This window comes from Streptomyces hygroscopicus (assembly GCF_026168105.1).
Lineage (GTDB): Bacteria > Actinomycetota > Actinomycetes > Streptomycetales > Streptomycetaceae > Streptomyces > Streptomyces hygroscopicus_D.
In genome coordinates this window covers 67508-84170 of record NZ_LBMW01000004.1, presented here as the reverse complement: position 1 = coordinate 84170, position 16663 = coordinate 67508, and the positions used below count along the sequence as shown (strand labels likewise).

Below are 16663 nucleotides of genomic sequence, written 5' to 3'. Positions count from 1 at the left end.
CATCCGATTCCCCCATCGGGTGCAAGGCCAGGCAAGATGGGGGCGTGACCCTCATCGATCAGCTCCCGCAGACCGCAGACCCCGACGCCCTCTACGAAGCCTTCGAGTCGTGGGCCGGGGAGCGCGGCCTCACCCTCTATCCGCACCAGGAGGAGGCGCTGATCGAGGTGGTCTCGGGAACGAACGTGATCGTGTCGACACCCACCGGCTCCGGGAAGAGCATGATCGCCGCGGGCGCGCACTTCGCGGCGCTCGCCCGGGACCAGGTCACGTTCTACACCGCGCCGATCAAGGCGCTCGTCTCGGAGAAGTTCTTCGAGCTGTGCAAGCTCTTCGGCACCGAGAACGTCGGCATGCTGACGGGCGACGCCTCCGTCAATGCCGACGCGCCTGTGATCTGCTGTACAGCCGAGGTCCTGGCGTCCATCGCGCTGCGCGACGGCAGGCAGGCCGACGTCGGCCAGGTCGTGATGGACGAGTTCCACTTCTACGCCGAGGGCGACCGCGGGTGGGCGTGGCAGATCCCGATCCTGGAACTGCCGCAGGCGCAGTTCATCCTGATGTCGGCGACGCTCGGCGACGTCTCCATGTTCGAGAAGGACCTCACTCGCCGCACCGGCCGGCCGACGGCGGTGGTGCGTTCGGCGACCCGTCCGGTGCCGCTCTCGTACGAGTACCGGCTCACCCCGCTCACCGATACGCTCACCGAACTCCTGCAGACCCGGCAGGCTCCCGTCTACATCGTGCACTTCACCCAGGCGCAGGCCGTGGAGCGGGCCCAGGCGCTGATGAGCATCAACATGTGCTCGCGCGAGGAGAAGGACGAGATCGCCGAGCTGATCGGCAACTTCCGCTTCACCACCAAGTTCGGCCGGAACCTGTCCCGTTATGTGCGGCACGGCATCGGCGTCCACCACGCCGGCATGCTGCCCAAGTACCGCCGCCTGGTGGAGAAGCTGGCCCAGGCAGGTCTGCTGAAGGTTATTTGCGGCACGGACACCCTGGGCGTCGGCGTCAACGTCCCCATCCGCACCGTGCTGTTCACCGCGCTGACCAAGTACGACGGAAGCCGGGTACGCACCCTGCGCGCCCGTGAGTTCCACCAGATCGCGGGCCGCGCCGGGCGCGCGGGCTTCGACACGGCAGGCCTCGTCGTGGCGCAGGCACCCGAGCACATCATCGAGAACGAGAAGGCGCTCGCCAAGGCCGGCGACGACCCGAAGAAGCGCCGCAAGGTGGTGCGCAAGAAGGCACCGGAGGGCTTCGTCGGCTGGACGGAGAACACCTTCGAGAAGCTGATCGCCTCCGAGCCGGAGCCGCTCGCCTCCCGGTTCCGGGTCACCCACACGATGCTGCTGTCGGTGATCGCCCGGCCGGGCAATGCGTTCGAGGCGATGCGGCATCTGCTGGAGGACAACCACGAGCCGCGCAAGCAGCAGTTGCGGCACATCCGGCGTGCCATCGCGATCTACCGCTCCCTGCTGGACGGCGGCATCGTCGAGAAGCTCGAGGAGCCGGATGCCACCGGCCGTATCGTGCGTCTGACGGTCGACCTCCAGCAGGACTTCGCGCTCAACCAGCCGCTGTCGACCTTCGCGCTGGCCGCGTTCGAACTCCTCGACCCGGAGTCCCCGTCCTACGCCCTCGACATGGTCTCCGTCGTCGAGTCCACGCTGGACGACCCCCGGCAGATCCTGGTCGCCCAGCAGAACAAGGCGCGCGGCGAGGCCGTGGCCGCGATGAAGGCGGATGGAGTCGACTACGAGGAGCGGATGGAGCGGCTCCAGGACGTGACGTACCCGAAGCCCTTGGAGGAACTGCTCTTCCACGCGTACAACACGTACCGAAAGAGCCATCCGTGGGTCGGCGACCATCCGCTGTCGCCGAAGTCGGTCATCCGCGACATGTACGAACGAGCGCTGTCCTTCACGGAGTTCGTCTCGTTCTACGAGCTTGCTCGCACCGAAGGCATCGTGCTGCGCTACCTGGCCAGTGCCTACAAGGCCCTCGATCACACCGTCCCGGACGATCTGAAGTCCGACGATCTGGAGGACCTGATCGCGTGGCTCGGTGAGATGGTGCGCCAGGTCGACTCCAGCCTGCTGGACGAATGGGAGCAGCTGGCCAACCCGGAGGAGATGACGGCCGAGGAGGCCCAGGAGAAGGCCGACCAGGTCAAGCCGATCACCTCGAACGCGCGCGCCTTCCGCGTCCTGGTCCGCAACGCCATGTTCCGCCGTGTGGAACTCGCCGCCCTCGACCACGTCGAGGAGCTGGGCGAGATGGACGCCGATTCCGGCTGGGACGCCGAAGCCTGGGGGGCTGCCATGGACAGGTACTGGGACGAGTACGACGAACTCGGCACCGGCCCCGACGCCCGCGGCCCGAAGCTGCTGATGATCGAGGAGGAGCCGGAGCACGGGCTGTGGCGCGTCCGGCAGACCTTCGCCGACCCGAACGGCGACCACGACTGGGGCATCAGCGCCGAGATCGACCTCGCGGCCTCGGACACGGAGGGCCGCGCCGTCGTCCGGGTGACCGACGTCGGCCAGCTGTGAGCACAGGAGAGACCCACGCATGACGAACCCAGCCGAGAGACTCGTCGACCTGCTCGACCTGGAGCAGATCGAGGTCAACATCTTCCGTGGCCGCAGCCCCCAGGAGTCCCTGCAGCGGGTCTTCGGGGGCCAGGTGGCCGGACAGGCGCTGGTGGCCGCCGGACGCACCACGGACGGCGAGCGGCCGGTGCACTCGCTGCACGCGTACTTTCTGCGCCCGGGCATCCCGGGCGTGCCCATCGTGTACCAGGTCGAGCGGGTCCGTGACGGGAGGTCCTTCACGACCCGCCGGGTCACGGCCGTACAGCAGGGCCGGACGATCTTCAATTTGACCGCCTCCTTCCACAAGCCTGAAGAGGGGAGCTTCGAGCACCAGTTGCCGCCGGCCCGCAAGGTGCCGGATCCGGAGTCGCTGCCGACGGTGACGCAGGAAGTCAAGGAGCATCTCGGAGCACTGCCCGAGGCACTGGAACGGATGGCGCGGCGTCAGCCCTTCGACATCCGCTATGTGGACCGGCTGCGCTGGAGCGCCGGGGAGATCAAGGACGCCGAGCCGCGCAGCGCCGTCTGGATGCGTGCCGTCGGTCCGCTGGGGGACGACCCGCTCGTACACACCTGTGCGCTCACCTACGCGAGCGACATGACGTTGCTGGACGCCGTCCGTATCCCCATCGAACCGTTGTGGGGTCCGAGGGGCTTCGACATGGCGTCGCTGGACCACGCGATGTGGTTCCACCGGCCGTTCCGCGCCGACGAGTGGTTCCTGTACGACCAGGAGTCACCGATCGCTGTGGGTGGCCGCGGCCTTGCCCGCGGCCGCATCTACGACCTCGAGGGTCGTCTGCTCGTCTCGGTCGTCCAGGAGGGGCTGTTCCGCAGGCTCGAGCGGTGACGGCGCCTGCTGCGTCCGGTGCCCGGCAGGACGCCTGACACCGCGCCGGTCACGCGTTTCCGCGCCGCAGCCACCCGAACATGCCGCCCGGTCGAACCGGGTCCTTCGGCACGTGCCGCGCCTGACGTGTGACAGCCGTCGTGGTGAGCGCCTCGGACCTGTGGCCGTCTCCGGTACCGGACCGCGTCACGGTCTCGGGAGCTCTGGTGGTCCAACGGATGCTCTCCTGCTCCGGGGGCCGTTCGACCGGGACCCGCGGCGACGGTCGCGGGGCGGACCGATGGTGGCGGGCCTCGATGAGCGCCTCCCTCAAGTCGGCCCGGAGCCAGCCGATCTCGTCCAGGTCCTCCGCCGTCGTGATCCGCACCGCGATCCGGGCCGCTGGTGAGTCCGGCTCCCCGTGCACGGGCAGTGCGGGCCGCAGGCGTGTCAGCTGGGCTCGCTCGTACGGATCCCGGACGATCTCCGCCACCTGTGTCGGATCCAGCAGGGACGCCAGCACGGCGGCTTTCGCCCATGGGTCCTCCGTCTGACGCAGCTGGAAGCCGAGGTTGCGCCCGCGCCAGTTGCGGGGCCGCAGGTCCAGTCCGGCGTCCAACTGGTCGCGCAGGCCCTCGGGCGTGCGGCCGGTCAGCAGCCGGGCGTTCTCACGGCCGGCGGCGAACTGCCTGACTTCCTCGGCCAGATACAGCCAGACCACGGCGCGATAGCGGTTCAGGTACCACTTCACCGGCACCACCAGGCCCAGGCGGGCGAACCGGGTGAACCTGCCCGGGGTCACATCCATCAGGGCCGCCCCGTCCCTCGTACCCACGACCGCGACCCGCGCCCGGAGCTCCTCGGGGAAGCCGCGCTCGGAGCGGATGCGGTCGATCTCCGCGCGCGTGACGCGGCGGCCTCCGCCTCCGCCACCGCCACCGCCACCGCCACCGCCACCGCCACCAGGGATGGTTCGTACGTATCCGAGCTGCACGGCGAGGTCGAACTCGCTCCGTTTCAGGTCCAGTTCCCGGGCGGCGCGGCTCGGAGCCAGCGACGGGCTTCGGGAGGCGGCACCCGTGGAGGCGCCAGGGGCTTCGGCGCCCTCGACGCCGTCGGCCGTTTCAGCGATCGTGAATGTGACGGTGTTTCCGGACATGGCAGTTCTCCCCCGTGGAGTCTGCTGCGAGCGCCTTGTGCGTCCGCTTCGGAAAAACCGTAGCCGGATCGCCGGATCCCGGAATCTGCCTGTGGATAACTCCGTCTTCCGTTCGTTTCCGCAGGTCAGATGCTCTGCCTCACAGCAGGCGCACTCAAGGGCACAGGCTGGAGCCGCCGGTGCACGGCGGACGCGCGTCCTCAACCCTGGGTCCACAGCCGGAGTACGACCGCGCTCGAAGGCCAACAGTCGGCGTACGTCCCGGCGCCCAGAAACCTCAGCCGAAGTGCGTCCCGGCCCTCAGAGGTCGACAGTTGGTGTGCGCTCCTGCTGCCGCTCGTCCACGGCAAGGTGCTCCCCGACTCGGTTCACGAGAAGCGTCATCTCGTACGCTATCTGACCGATGTCGGCCTCGGACGCACTGAGCACGCACAGACAGCTGCCGGGACCGGCCGCGGTGACAAACAGGATCGCGTCATCGAATTCGATCATGGTCTGGCGCACCTGACCTGCGCCGAAGTGCCGGCCCGAGCCCTTGGCCAGACTGTGCAGCCCCGACGAAACCGCGGCGAGATGCTCGGCGTCCTCGCGCCGAAGTCCGGTGCTGGTGCTGGTGACCAAGCCGTCGTTGGACAGCACCAAAGCGTGCCGTATGTGTTCCACGCGCTCGGTCAGATCGTCCAGGAGCCATCCGAGCTCCGTGTTCTGCGCCATGGTCCGCTCTCCCCGTGATGTCGCTTCTCCTTGCCGGAGGGTCGATCAGCCAGCCTTCACCACAGCCGCCCTCCCGGCAAGCAGGATGGGCACATGGCACAGAAGATGACCGACGAGGAATGGCGGGGCTTCGTCTCGCACGGCACCCGCACCGGGAAGCTCGCCACCGTACGTGCCGATGGCAGTCCCCATGTGGCACCGATCTGGTTCCTGCTGGACGGCGACGACGTGGTCTTCAACACCGGGAAGGAGACAGTGAAGGGGCGGAATCTGGCCAGGGACGGCCGGGTCGCCCTGTGCGTGGACGACGATCGTCCGCCGTATGGCTTCGTGGTGCTCCATGGGAGGGCGGAGCTGTTCGAGGACCTCGAGCAGGTCCGGTACTGGGCGACACGACTCGGCGGCCGGTACATGGGCGAGGAGCGCGCCGAGGAGTTCGGCGCCCGCAACGGGGTTCCGGGAGAACTCCTCGTCCGCCTACGGATCGAGAAGGTGCTGGCGTACTCGGCCGTCGCCGAATAGCAGTCAGCCGACGGAGTCGAGAAGTCGGGCGGTGTGCATCCGCCCGGCGTACTCGACGAGGCGGATCAGCACCTCCTTCCCGGAGTCGCGGTCGCGTGCGTCGCAGAGCACCACGGGCGTGCCCCGGTCGAGGTCGAGGGCGCGCGACACGTCATGGGCGCCATAGGCGCGGGCTCCCGGGAAGCAGTTGACGGCGACCACGAAGGGGATGCGCCGGTGCTCGAAGTAGTCCACCGCGGGGAAGCAGTCCTCGAGCCGTCGTGTGTCCGCGAGGACGACGGCGCCGAGGGCACCCTGGGAGAGCTCGTCCCACAGAAACCAGAAGCGGTCCTGGCCGGGCGTGCCGAAGAGGTAGAGCGAGAGTCCGGAGCGGATCGTGATGCGCCCGAAGTCCATGGCGACTGTCGTCGTGACCTTCTGGTCCACGCCGTCGGTGTCGTCCACGGACTGACCGGCTTCGCTGAGCAGTTCCTCGGTACGCAGCGGCCTGATCTCGCTGACCGCACCCACCAGGGTGGTCTTGCCCACGCCGAATCCGCCGGCGACCAAAATCTTCAACGCCAGGGCGGACATCTCGTCCTCGGTGGCGTCGGAGTGCTCGGAGACCATCGATCACTTCTCTCGGGAGTGCCGACAACGTCGACGTCAGTGCATCCGTGCGGTTCAGCATCATGACAACTGCGGCTTGACTCTGTGGTGGTTGGACCGCTATTTGACCGATGTGGTCGGCTCTCGCCCATTTGGCGCCCGAATGGATGCGGAACTGGGTGCATGGCCGTCCCCGTGTGGTGCGGTGCGGGGCCGCGGCTTACAAGGCCCTCAGTCCCTTGATGACCTCCCGCAGAATCCGTTCGTCGGGCAACTGAGCCGGCGGTACGGGACGGCTGACCGTCACGCAGCCCGATTCCAGGAGGTCGCCGAGGAGCACGCGGACGACGCCCACGGGCAGATCGGCCCCGGCGGCGAGTTCGGCGACGGACTGTGTCTCGCGGCGGCACAGCTCGATCAGGGCGCGGTGTTCCGGGCCCAGCGAGGTGTCGTCGTCGGCGTTCGGCGCCCCGGTGTCGAGCGTCACCAGGGCGATGAGGTCGAACCGCACCCCGGAGGGACCCGGTTGGGTGCGGCCGCCGGTCATCGCGTAGGGGCGGACGAGGGGTCCCGCCTCGTGGTCGTACCACTGGCTGCCCGGCTGGAAGGGGACGCCCGTCGTGTCCTCGGTCATCTTCGACCGTCCTCGCCGCTCATCGCGCGGCGGGTGGACCCGCGGCCGTTCGAGGCGGCGTGTAGAGATGCTCGCCCACGCGCTTCACCAACCGCGCCATCTCGTACGCCACCAGGCCGATGTCGGCCGTGACGGCGGTGAGGACGGCGAGGCATGAGCCGTGGCCGGCGGCCGCCACGAAGAGAAAGCCGTCTTCCATCTCCACCATCGTCTGGCGCACTCCTCCGGCGCCGAAGTGGCGCCCCGCGCCCTTGGCGAGGCTGTGGAAGCCGGAGGCGACGGCGGCGAGGTGCTCCGCGTCCTCGCGGGTGAGGTCGGTGGAGGCACCGACCGCCAGCCCGTCGTTCGAGAGCACCACGGCATGCCGCACCTCTCCGATGCGCAACACCAAGTCATCCAGCAGCCAGTCGACTTCGCCCGACCGGTGGCCGGTCGTCACGCTCGGGTCCTGGATCATGCAGGGTCTCCTTCACTGCTGTCACCAACGGGACCGGCAGCTCGACCGGGTACGCGGCCACCGCCGCGGGCCCAGCCCGCGCGGTATGCCGCCATGCGGTCCCGTACGAGTTCGGGGGTGCGCTCGTCGTCGGGCCGCGAGCCGCGAGCGCTGGTCGGGGGCTCCTCCGCGCGTTCTCCGCGCAGTTGGGGGGCTAGGCTCGCCTGCCTTACGCGTCGTGGAAGGTCGTCGGAGGTCTCGGAGTGGTCCGCGGGGTGGTGCAGCCTCAGCGTGGCGACTTCGGGGGGCAGGCTCTGGGGTACGGAGCCGACGGACGCTTCCTGGGCGGATCGCACCAGGGCGGGCCGTTCCGAGGCCTGTTCGACGAGTTCCGTGCGCATCGCGTCGGCCGTCACGCGCGCGTACTCACGTTCCTCGTGCCGCTCGTTGCCCGCCGTGCGAGTCGAACGTTCCGCCGCGCCGCTGTGCAGGAGAGCGGTCGGAAGGAGGACGACTGCGGTCGTTCCGCCGTAGGGCGAGGTCCGCAGATGCACCTTGATCCCCTGCCTGGAAGCGAGCCTGCTGACGACGAAGAGCCCGAGCCGGTCGCTGTCGAACAGATCGAGCGCCTCGGACTGTTCGATACGCCGGTTGGCCTCGGCCAGGGTCTCCTTGCCCATACCGAGGCCCCGATCCTCCACCTCGAGGGCGTACCCGTTGCCCACTGGCTCTCCGCTGACGCGTACGCGTGTGTGGGGCGGGGAGAACTGGGCGGCGTTCTCGATGATCTCGGCGAGGAGGTGCGTGAGGTCGGCGACCGCGGCGCCGATCACGGAGGCGTCGGGGAGTTGTCGTACCTCCACGCGCGCGTAGTCCTCGATTTCGGAGACGGCGGCGCGTACGACGTTGGTCAGCGAGACGGGCATGCGCCAGGCGCGGCCCGGTGCGGATCCGGAGAGGATGATGAGGCTCTCGGCGTGACGGCGCATACGCGTGGTCAGGTGGTCGAGGCGGAAGAGGTCGCTGAGTTCGCTCGGGTCGTCGGAGCGGCGTTCCATGCTGTCGAGCAGGCTGAGCTGGCGGTGCACCAGGATCTGACTGCGCCGGGCGAGGTTGACGAAGACGCCGGAGATGCCGCTGGCGAGTTCCGCGCGCTCCGCGGCGGCGCGCAGGGCGGCGCGGTGCACTGTGCCCAGTGCCTCGGCGACCTGCCCGGTCTCGTCCTCGGCCGGCGGTCCGGGCGGTGCTTCGGCGTCGACGTCGATCTCTTCACCGGCCCGCAACTTGCGCATGGCTTGCGGAAGTTTGCGGCGTGCGATCTCCAGGGCACTGTTGCGCAGGCTGATCAGCTCGATGACGAGTCCGCGTCCGATGCGTACGGAGATGACGAGCGATGCGGCGACGGCGGCCAGGCCGAAGAGGACGGCCGCACCGGCGGGGCTGAGCGCGCCACGGGTGAGCGGGTCGGCCCGGCGCGCGACACCGCCGCCCGCGTCCGCTTCGATGGTTCGCATGCCGTCCTGCACGCGCGCGTGGGCCGGATTCCAGACGGCTTCGGGGGCGGCGGCGATGGCCGTCGTTCCGGGCCGGGCGGAGAGCACCTTGTCCTCGACGGCGCCGACGTCTGCGTAGTCTCCGCCCTGCGCGAGGTGGCGCCAGGCGGCGCGTTCGGAACCGCGCAGGTCGGCGGCGGCGGACGCGGTCAGGGCGCGGCGTGTGCCGACGGCGCCGGTGAACATGCTGAGGCGTCGGCCGTCGAGGGTTCTGGCGAGGCGGGCGCTGGAGAGGACCGCGTCCTCCTGGGCGAGCGACTCCCCTGCGCGGGAGAACTCGAGCAGTACGCGCGCGTCGGAGCCGAGGTCGGCGTTCTGGACGCCGGTGAGCGCGCCGCCCACGCCGAACGCCGCAGCGATGGTCTCGGTGTACTGCCCGTACGTCGTGTCCCAGCGGGCCCGGTGGGCGAGAACGTCGTTGCGCAGGGGCCGCAGACGCTCCGCTGCGGTGACGAAGGCCGCGAGACGGTCGGCCACTCCGGAGGGGAGGTCGGCTCCGTCGGCGACGGTGTTGTGGTCTCCGAGCCGCAGCTTGGCCACGTCCTGGTCGGTGCGGCCGGCGAGTGCCTTCAGATCGCTCTGCTGCTGCGCGGCGGGGTTGGTCGCATACCGCACTGCGGCCACGCGTTCGTCCTGGAGCGCCGCCACGGCGTCGGCGAGCGGGGCACGCACGGTGGAGTCCACCCGCTGGAGTTGGCGCAGCCGCGCCATGTCCTGGGCGGTGCTCACGGTGGCGTACGCCCACAGGGCGAGCAGGGAGATCACAGGCACCATCAGCAGGCAGACGATCTTCGCACGGACGGTGCGGGGGCGCAGGCGCCACCTTCCCGCTCGCATGTGTGTGCGGGTCGGTTCCGGGCCGCCGGGCTCGTCGGTCCTCGTGCGTTCATCGGCGGGTGGCCCGGCGTGCGCGCGGCGGCCCCGCACCGGGGTCCGGAGTGGCGGTTCGTCGCCTGGGCTGCGTGTCCTGCGGGGTGTTCGCATGGCCTCCTCGCTCGGTGTGTGGCGTGTCGTCCCGGGCCGGCGCTCAGCGGGCCGCGGTCTCGACCGGTCGCTGGGCGGACGCGGAGGCCTCGCGCTCCCCGGTGGTCGGCGACAGCGCGACGAACGCCGAGGTCAGGAAGAGATAGGACCCGAGGCCGACGGCGAGGGGGAAGATGAACTGCATCGCCGTGGCCCCGGGCAGGGCCGCGCCGGACGGTGTGACCTGCACGCTCACCGCGAACATCCCGGTGTAGTGCATGCTGCTGACGGCAGCCCCCATGACGAGCGAGGCGACGGTGACCGCGACGGGCGACTTGATGTTGAGGCCCGCCCACAGGGCCGCGGTCGCCGCGACCACGGCGATCAGCACGGACAGCCCCACGAGTACCGGGTCGTAGTGCACCGCTCCGTGCAGCCGCAGCGCCGCCATGCCCAGGTAATGCATGCTCGCGACGCCGAGGCCGGTGGTGAGTCCGCCGAGGAAGAGAGCTCGGGCCCGGTCCCGGCTGTAGCCGACGGCGAAGACGCCGACGCCGACGACGACCACGGCGACGAGCAGGCTGAGGATGGTCAGCGGCACGTCGTAGCGGATCTCGGTGCCGGTGACGCCGAAGCCGAGCATCGCCACGAAGTGCATGGTCCAGATGCCGGTGCCGATGGCCGAGGCCGCGGTGACGAGCCAGTTGCGCCGCGACCTGCCGGTGGCGCCGAGCGCGCGGACAGTGCAGCGCAGCCCCAGAGCGGCGCCTATGCATGCCATCACGTACGACAGCACGGGGGTCAGCCAGCCGAAGGTGGCGTGGTCCAGATGTCCCATGGCCCCGGGACGCTAGCGGGGGCATGGGCGCACGGTGGGGGCGCATTTCGAAAGCTGTTGGAATCTGACGAAGGGGAGCCCTGGAACGATCGCGTCCCGCTCGAACGTGTGCGCCGCGACATCCTTCGTGAAGGTGAGGAATCATGCGGAGCATGAGCGACGATCACACACACGTCCAGGAGTTCTTCGCCGCCCGCGCAGCCGACTGGGACACGCGGTTTCCCGACGACGGCCCGGCGTACGCCGCCGCGGTGGCCGCTCTGCGGCTGCGCGAGGGTGACCGCGTACTCGACGCGGGCTGCGGAACGGGCCGGGCCCTCACGCCCCTGCGTGCGGCCGTGGGGCCCTCCGGTGTGGTCCTGGGGGCTGATCTGACCCCGGCGATGCTGGCGACCGCGGTACGGGCCGGACGGGACCGCGACGGGCGGTTGCTGCTGGCCGACGTGGCCGCGCTTCCCCTGCGTTCGCAGTCCCTCGACGCGGTGTTCGCGGCGGGTCTGATCGCGCATCTCCCCCACCCGGCCGAGAACCTCCGGGAGTTGGCGCGCGTTGTGCGGCCCGGTGGCCTGCTCGCGCTCTTCCATCCGATCGGCCGGGCGGCCCTCGCGGCCCGTCAGGGCCGGCAGATCACCCCCGACGATCTGCGCGCCGAGTCCAACCTCGGTCCCCTGCTTGCCGGCTCCGGCTGGCGCATGACGTCGTACCTGGACGAGGACGCCCGTTTCCTCGCCCTGGCCTCCGGGAGGGGTGAGCCTCAACCGCGCCCCGCCACCTCGGCCACCAGAATCGGGACTGTCGAACATGACGTTGTGTCCGGCGCCGGGTACGGACACCACGCGGACTCCCGCGGACTCCAGGCCTTCCCTGCCGTCGAGCGCACCGCTCAGTTCGCCCTGGAGGTAGACGCGATCCGCCTTCAGGCCCTCGAGCATGCGGCGCATCGTGGGGTTCGTACCACGCGTGAGGTTGGTCGCCGTGCGGTGCAGGTTGCGCGGGTCGGCGAGGCGCATGGTCGCCGCCCAGGCGGGACCGATCTTCTCGAGCACACGCGCGTGACCGCCGTTTTCCACGTATTCGTCTTCCGAATACGTGGCTGTGCCGCTGCTGCCCGCGTCGGCCGGCGGGTTCTGGTCGACATCGCCCGGGCCACGCCCCGGGCCGGGCCGGGCCGGCTGCGAACGACCCTCGACTCACTCGGAGGGCGTGGTGGCTGACGGCCTCGCCTGCCGGACGGGGCAGCCCTTCATGCCGGGGACCGGATATGTGCCCAGGTCGGCAACGCGATAGCCGTTCGGGTAGCCCTTGATCTCCCAGTTCTGCCGTGCGAAGTGCGAAGCGCGGCGCGGTGGCATGAGACGGACGAGACGGCCACGGGCGCGGACCGTGCGGCGCACCAACGCGCGCGTGGCGGCGCCCGGCGGCTCATAGCGGAAGGCCCGCAGGAGCGGATCGTCGAGCAGGGAGAGTGTCACCCGGCGCAGGAGCGGTGCGAGCGGGCGCGGGTACCAGGAGGCCATGAGGTCCAGGGTCGCGTCCGACACACGGCGCGCTTGCGGGTCCCAGGCGAAGTGGGCCCCCTCGTAGGCGTCGAGACAGCCCTCGAACTCCTCGTACGTCTCCGGGATGTCCTTGATTCCCATGTGGCGCCCCAGAGTGCGGTAGTGCACGACGGAAGCGATCGTCTCGTGGCGGGACAGCCTGCGCCAGCCATAGGCGTCGATCCACCGCTTCGGCATCACCACGAAGGTGCAGAGCACGTATCGCATGTCCTCGTTGCCGATGTCGTAACTGCGGTGCATCTGGTTGATGCGGCGGATCGCGGTGCGGCCCTCGTCGCTGTCGAAGCCGTGCTCGAGAACCGTGTCGAGGAGCAACGCGGTGTCGTCGTAGCGCTTCTGTGTGCGGTCCGTGAGCTCCGCGGTCTCGGCGAGCAGTCGGCCGATGGCGGGAACCGCGTAGGTGCGATAGAGGGCGAGTTCGAGGGCGCGCGTGTAGTCCCAGGGGAACTCGTACGCGGCACTGAGCTGGTAGATCTCCAGAGCGTCCTTCTCCGGGTCCAGGCGCTGGATCCGTTCGAGCCGCTCGAAGCGCTTCACCGTTTCGTCCCCCTTCTGCCGTCGCGGGTCCAACTCTACGTTGAAGAACAGCAGATGCACGTCGGCGAGGAAACGACACAGGGGAAGGCGGCCCGGCATGTTCGGCAGGATCCGCGAGTCCGTCGGCAGATTCGTCAAGTCCCTGCGCGCGGAGGCGACCACGGGCGGTGAGAAGCGCGCGCACAACCTCTTCGAAGCGGCCGCCGCCTATGTCTCGGCGTGCGCCGAGGACGACCAGGACCGCATGGAGGAAGCCGTCGCATGGGTGTCGCCGGAGGCCCTGTCGTTCGGTGTGAACGAGCTGGCGTGCCGGGCGGTCATCGCCCTCGCGCGGGAGCGCGACGAGTCACCGCGGACCGTCGCGCGCACCCTCCTCGGCCTGCCCGCCGTCTGACGCGGGCCTCCGCCCGGCCGTTTCCGCCGCTGCCCGGCCCGACCTCATGTGATTCGCAGTCGTGACAACGGGCCGACGGGCGCATTAGGGTGCGCCGACGAAGAAACGGATCGGGAGGATGGCATGGCCGGGACAGACGAGGAGGCCGTCGCCGCCGAGGACGACGCGCTGTATGTGCTGACGGCGATTCTTTTGACGCCCGCGCAGTTCCCGAGCGTGCTCGGCGACGATTATCCGGAGGCCTGCGCGGCGCTCGACCTGCCTGCTGTGGCCGACGGGTACGGCCTCGTCCTCGGCCAGGACGGCGACGGTGCGCGCTGGACGGTGGTCATCGACGACGTCTCGCTGGTGGCTGTGGCGATCGCCTCCTGGGACTGCGGTATGGAGTACGACTTGTCGCCCGACGAGCGGACGGTCGTGACCGCGCTGCCGGGCTGGCCGCTGGCCGTGGCGGTCGCGGCGCCCGGCGTGCCCGCCCCGCACGACCCGGCCCCCGAACTCGCCGACCAAGAGCCGCTCCGTCCTGTGGACACCGACACATGGGGCCCCGCACAACGGCGCCTCGGGGCCGATCAGATCGCGCTCCAGTGGACCGTGTGGCGCGAGCAGATCAGCGATGCCGACTTCGCACCCGCAGACGCCGGGGCACAGCAGGCGGACGTGGAACGGGCGGAGGCCAAGGGGGCGGGCACGGAGACGGCCGAGGGCGAGAGCGAGGCCGGCAGCACGATCCGCAGCGGCGTCCGCCGCGCCCTCAGGGAGGCGCATGCGTACGCGGACTCTCCCCCGCCCCTCGGCCGTATCCGCTCCACGTTCGCACCCGGCGACGCACGCACCCTTCGCGTCGACGGGCCCGGCTGGTCCATGGTGGCCAGGACCGACGACATCGCGTTCATCCTCCTCGACGAGGAGCCCGGCGAGGTTGTCCCAGTGGGCCGGGGACCGGAGCTGCCCGGGCTGCTGGAGGCACTCGACAAGGCGGCGGTACGCCCGCTCTGAGGCCGCGGAACCCGGTGTGAAGGGGGAAGGGCTCCGTAGGCAGGTTGCGTTGTGAACCCCCATACGGCCGACCGCGCTCATATGGCCCGCCTCTATGGTCGGCGGGCTTCCACCGGTCGCAGCATGGGCAGCCCCGCCCTCCCCTCGTCTCCCGGAGGCCCCCATGCGCCTGTCCCGAAGCATCGTGCTGTTCGCCGCCGCCCTCGCGGCCTCGGCTCTCACCGGCCCCTCGGCGGCCGTGGGCGTCGGCCACTGCGAACGGCAGGAGCGGGTACGGGTCCCGGGCGCGGCACTCCAGCAGAGCGCCTGTCTGGACGACTTGACGACATCCGGGCTGGCGGGAACGCCCTACACGGACATGACCGACCAGGCGGGACTGACCTCCCGGGCGGCCCGCAATCCGTCCCATGTGCCGGGACTGCAGATCGACGGGTACTTCCCGGACGATTCACACCTCAACCCCACACACGGCTGGCGACACGACGCCCAGTTCGTCATCCGGCTGCCCGACCGGTGGAACGGAGGCCTGGTCGTCACGGGCGCCCCCGGAACGCGCAGGCAGTACGCGACCGACACGGCGATCTCCGACCGGGTGCTCGCCCAGGGCTACGCGTACGCGGCCACCGACAAGGGCAACAGCGGACCGGACTTCTATCGCGACGGAACGCGCCCCGGCGACGCCGTCGCCGAGTGGAACCGGCGCACGACGCAGCTCACGCTCGCCGCCAGGCGCACGGTGGCCCAGCGCTACGGCCACGCTCCCCGGCACACGTACATAACCGGGATCTCCAACGGCGGGTATCTCACGCGCTGGCAGCTGGAGGACCACCCCGAGCTGTACGACGGCGGTGTGGACTGGGAGGGCGCCCTCTGGACGGCCGACGGCCCGAACCTCTTGATGTCACTGCCCGTGACCGTGGCCCGGATGTTCGGTTCGGCGCGGGACGAGGACCTGTATGCGGCGGGATTCGCACGCGGCTCCGAGTTCCTGTGGCCGTACCACGAGAAGGCGTACTGGGGTGTCACGCAGAAGATCTACCGTGCCGAGTTCGACCCCGGCTACGACAGCGCCTGTCCCGGTGCGTCCGCCGGGTCGACGGCCGAGCAGATCCTGGCACCCTGCCCCTCGGACGCGGCGTACGACTATGCGGCGCGTCCCGCGTCCGTGCATCGCGCGGTGGCCAGGGTCGCCCTCACCGGGCGGATCGGCAAGCCGCTGATCACTCTGCACGGCGACCTGGACTCCCTCCTGCCCAAGGCCACGGACTCGGACGTCTACGCACGCATGGTCGAGGAGAGCGGGCGCGGGCCGCTGCATCGGTACTACACCATCGAGGGCGGCACCCACGTGGACGGGCTGTACGACCTCTTTCCCGGGCGGCTGCGGCCGATCCTGCCCTGTTACCGGGCGGCCTTCGACGCGCTCACCGCATGGGTGGAGCGGGGCGAGCGGCCGCCCGCGGACCGTAGCGTCGGAAGGCCCGCGAGCGGCGACGTGGTCGACTCCTGTGCACTGACGGGGGACGCGGCGGGCCGCTAGGGCGCCGGGCGGCGGCCCTTCAGCGGCCGAGTTCCTTGCGCGCCACGCGGCGCAGCCTCCGCCGCTGCGAGGGATCCAGCGTGAGGTATGCGGCCGTCGGGACTCCCAGAACGATCAGGAGGGCGGCCCACCAGGGCAGCCAGATCCACAGGATCAGTCCGGCCAGCACTCCCCCTGCGGCGATCTTCGCGTTCTTCGACATGTGTCGCCTCCTTCGCGGCCACTGCCACTCTCTGTGCTGAGAACGGGTGCGTGGCACGCCCGGTTCCGCCCGCGACCCTGATACAACCCTGAACCGGGACCCTCAGGCGGCCCTGACAAACACCTTATGCCGCCGGGGCCGAGAAGAACGATGCGATGTCGCTCGGGACCTCGCTCGGGAAGCCTGGCGGCAGGCTCGTCGGAAGCGCGGACGGGAGCTTCGAGGGCAGCGCGGTGGGGGGTGCGGTGGGGAGTGCGGTGGGCAGCGTGGTGGGCAGTTCCGACGGGATGCCCAGGGACGGGACGGCCGAGCGGCTCGGGCTGCTCTCGCCGGGCTGCTTCCGCTGCGACGACCCGCCGCCTCTGTTCACCACCAGGACCACGGCGACGATCCCCAGGGCGACGATCACGGCGAGGGCGAGGAAGAGGCTGTTGCGACGAGGGCCTGAGCCGCCTGGCAACCCCGGCGACGGCCCGGGCGGCGGGCCGAACCCGTCATGGTTCCCGGGCGGCATGTCTCCCGGCGGACGAGGCGGCATGGGCGGTGTGGCCATACCGTCAAGAGTCCCCTCCGGCCGGTCATGGCGCGACCCCCGC

At 70.3% G+C, this 16663-nt stretch carries 16 protein-coding genes and 2 pseudogenes; 7 read left to right on the top strand and 11 right to left on the bottom strand.

What is annotated here, in order from left to right; all coding sequences use genetic code 11:
- Window positions 1-44: 44 nt before the first annotated feature.
- Both AAW14_RS05710 and AAW14_RS05705 read left to right on the top strand, forming a co-directional pair.
- Complete coding sequence (locus AAW14_RS05710) at window positions 45-2558, top strand: DEAD/DEAH box helicase (RefSeq protein ID WP_265560526.1); 2514 nt, start codon at window positions 45-47, stop codon at window positions 2556-2558.
- Between the two features lie 19 nt (window positions 2559-2577).
- A complete protein-coding gene (locus AAW14_RS05705) occupies window positions 2578-3450 on the top strand; it encodes an acyl-CoA thioesterase (protein WP_265560524.1) in 873 nt (290 codons plus the stop codon).
- A 49-nt stretch (window positions 3451-3499) separates the two neighbouring features.
- On the opposite strand, the gene AAW14_RS05700 is transcribed toward AAW14_RS05705, so the two are convergent.
- Together AAW14_RS05700 and AAW14_RS05695 are read right to left on the bottom strand one after the other, a co-directional pair.
- Window positions 3500-4588 carry a DUF6397 family protein gene (locus AAW14_RS05700; RefSeq protein ID WP_265560522.1) on the bottom strand — a complete coding sequence of 363 codons (1089 nt, stop codon included), beginning with the start codon at window positions 4586-4588 and terminating at the stop codon, window positions 3500-3502.
- A gap of 300 nt (window positions 4589-4888) precedes the next feature.
- Window positions 4889-5302: a roadblock/LC7 domain-containing protein gene (locus AAW14_RS05695; protein ID WP_265560521.1), complete on the bottom strand. Its 414-nt coding sequence runs from the start codon at window positions 5300-5302 to the stop codon at window positions 4889-4891.
- 93 nt (window positions 5303-5395) lie between these two features.
- Here AAW14_RS05695 and AAW14_RS05690 point away from each other — a divergent pair, with 93 nt between their 5' ends.
- A complete protein-coding gene (locus AAW14_RS05690) occupies window positions 5396-5824 on the top strand; it encodes a PPOX class F420-dependent oxidoreductase (RefSeq protein WP_265560519.1) in 429 nt (142 codons plus the stop codon).
- 3 nt (window positions 5825-5827) lie between these two features.
- Here the strand turns inward: AAW14_RS05690 and AAW14_RS05685 are convergent, their stop codons facing one another.
- The 5 genes from AAW14_RS05685 to AAW14_RS05665 all read right to left on the bottom strand — a co-directional run bounded on the left by AAW14_RS05685 (window position 5828) and on the right by AAW14_RS05665 (window position 10836).
- A complete protein-coding gene (locus AAW14_RS05685; protein WP_265560517.1) occupies window positions 5828-6433 on the bottom strand; it encodes a GTP-binding protein in 606 nt (201 codons plus the stop codon).
- A gap of 199 nt (window positions 6434-6632) precedes the next feature.
- Window positions 6633-7046, bottom strand: a complete 414-nt coding sequence (locus AAW14_RS05680) for a DUF742 domain-containing protein (RefSeq protein WP_265560515.1) — start codon at window positions 7044-7046, stop codon at window positions 6633-6635.
- A gap of 19 nt (window positions 7047-7065) precedes the next feature.
- The gene (locus tag AAW14_RS05675; protein WP_265560513.1) at window positions 7066-7503 is read right to left on the bottom strand and encodes a roadblock/LC7 domain-containing protein; all 438 of its coding nucleotides are present in this window, start codon (window positions 7501-7503) and stop codon (window positions 7066-7068) included.
- Entirely contained in the window at window positions 7500-10019 is a 2520-nt protein-coding gene (locus tag AAW14_RS05670; protein WP_265560510.1) for a nitrate- and nitrite sensing domain-containing protein, read from the bottom strand. The genes AAW14_RS05675 and AAW14_RS05670 overlap by 4 nt, the downstream gene beginning before the upstream one ends.
- A gap of 43 nt (window positions 10020-10062) precedes the next feature.
- The gene (locus tag AAW14_RS05665) at window positions 10063-10836 is read right to left on the bottom strand and encodes an MHYT domain-containing protein (protein WP_265560508.1); all 774 of its coding nucleotides are present in this window, start codon (window positions 10834-10836) and stop codon (window positions 10063-10065) included.
- Window positions 10837-10988: 152 nt separating this feature from the next.
- Between AAW14_RS05665 and AAW14_RS05660 the strand changes: the two are divergent.
- Window positions 10989-11573, top strand: a pseudogene (locus AAW14_RS05660) (class I SAM-dependent methyltransferase); the annotation flags it as partial.
- Window positions 11574-11590: 17 nt separating this feature from the next.
- Here AAW14_RS05660 and AAW14_RS05655 read toward each other — a convergent pair.
- Window positions 11591-11975: pseudogene (locus AAW14_RS05655) on the bottom strand (alpha/beta hydrolase); the annotation flags it as partial.
- Between the two features lie 51 nt (window positions 11976-12026).
- Window positions 12027-12932 (bottom strand): oxygenase MpaB family protein, encoded by a 906-nt coding sequence (locus AAW14_RS05650; RefSeq protein WP_265561018.1) that lies wholly within the window; start codon window positions 12930-12932, stop codon window positions 12027-12029.
- A 97-nt stretch (window positions 12933-13029) separates the two neighbouring features.
- On the opposite strand from AAW14_RS05650, the gene AAW14_RS05645 reads away from it, so the two are divergent.
- The 3 genes from AAW14_RS05645 (at window position 13030) to AAW14_RS05635 (ending at window position 15865) form a co-directional block, all read left to right on the top strand.
- Window positions 13030-13326, top strand: coding sequence for a hypothetical protein (locus tag AAW14_RS05645; RefSeq protein WP_265560506.1), 297 nt, complete (start codon window positions 13030-13032; stop codon window positions 13324-13326).
- 123 nt (window positions 13327-13449) lie between these two features.
- Complete coding sequence (locus AAW14_RS05640) at window positions 13450-14325, top strand: hypothetical protein (protein WP_265560503.1); 876 nt, start codon at window positions 13450-13452, stop codon at window positions 14323-14325.
- Between the two features lie 163 nt (window positions 14326-14488).
- Window positions 14489-15865, top strand: a complete 1377-nt coding sequence (locus AAW14_RS05635; protein ID WP_265560501.1) for a tannase/feruloyl esterase family alpha/beta hydrolase — start codon at window positions 14489-14491, stop codon at window positions 15863-15865.
- A 19-nt stretch (window positions 15866-15884) separates the two neighbouring features.
- On the opposite strand, the gene AAW14_RS05630 is transcribed toward AAW14_RS05635, so the two are convergent.
- Together AAW14_RS05630 and AAW14_RS05625 are read right to left on the bottom strand one after the other, a co-directional pair.
- Window positions 15885-16067, bottom strand: a complete 183-nt coding sequence (locus tag AAW14_RS05630) for a hypothetical protein (RefSeq protein WP_265560499.1) — start codon at window positions 16065-16067, stop codon at window positions 15885-15887.
- A 124-nt stretch (window positions 16068-16191) separates the two neighbouring features.
- Window positions 16192-16620 (bottom strand): hypothetical protein, encoded by a 429-nt coding sequence (locus tag AAW14_RS05625; RefSeq protein WP_265560497.1) that lies wholly within the window; start codon window positions 16618-16620, stop codon window positions 16192-16194.
- Between the last annotated feature and the right edge of the window lie 43 nt (window positions 16621-16663).

Bases quoted from the DNA above. Each gene is read 5' to 3' on its own strand.
- AAW14_RS05705 (WP_265560524.1), top strand. From the start codon at position 2,578: ATGACGAACCCAGCCGAGAGACTCGTCGACCTGCTCGACCTGGAGCAG.
- AAW14_RS05700 (WP_265560522.1), bottom strand. From the start codon at position 4,588: ATGTCCGGAAACACCGTCACATTCACGATCGCTGAAACGGCCGACGGC.
- AAW14_RS05695 (WP_265560521.1), bottom strand. From the start codon at position 5,302: ATGGCGCAGAACACGGAGCTCGGATGGCTCCTGGACGATCTGACCGAG.
- AAW14_RS05690 (WP_265560519.1), top strand. From the start codon at position 5,396: ATGGCACAGAAGATGACCGACGAGGAATGGCGGGGCTTCGTCTCGCAC.
- AAW14_RS05685 (WP_265560517.1), bottom strand. From the start codon at position 6,433: ATGGTCTCCGAGCACTCCGACGCCACCGAGGACGAGATGTCCGCCCTG.
- AAW14_RS05680 (WP_265560515.1), bottom strand. From the start codon at position 7,046: ATGACCGAGGACACGACGGGCGTCCCCTTCCAGCCGGGCAGCCAGTGG.
- AAW14_RS05675 (WP_265560513.1), bottom strand. From the start codon at position 7,503: ATGATCCAGGACCCGAGCGTGACGACCGGCCACCGGTCGGGCGAAGTC.
- AAW14_RS05670 (WP_265560510.1), bottom strand. From the start codon at position 10,019: ATGCGAACACCCCGCAGGACACGCAGCCCAGGCGACGAACCGCCACTC.
- AAW14_RS05665 (WP_265560508.1), bottom strand. From the start codon at position 10,836: ATGGGACATCTGGACCACGCCACCTTCGGCTGGCTGACCCCCGTGCTG.
- AAW14_RS05645 (WP_265560506.1), top strand. From the start codon at position 13,030: ATGTTCGGCAGGATCCGCGAGTCCGTCGGCAGATTCGTCAAGTCCCTG.
- AAW14_RS05640 (WP_265560503.1), top strand. From the start codon at position 13,450: ATGGCCGGGACAGACGAGGAGGCCGTCGCCGCCGAGGACGACGCGCTG.
- AAW14_RS05635 (WP_265560501.1), top strand. From the start codon at position 14,489: ATGCGCCTGTCCCGAAGCATCGTGCTGTTCGCCGCCGCCCTCGCGGCC.
- AAW14_RS05630 (WP_265560499.1), bottom strand. From the start codon at position 16,067: ATGTCGAAGAACGCGAAGATCGCCGCAGGGGGAGTGCTGGCCGGACTG.
- AAW14_RS05625 (WP_265560497.1), bottom strand. From the start codon at position 16,620: ATGGCCACACCGCCCATGCCGCCTCGTCCGCCGGGAGACATGCCGCCC.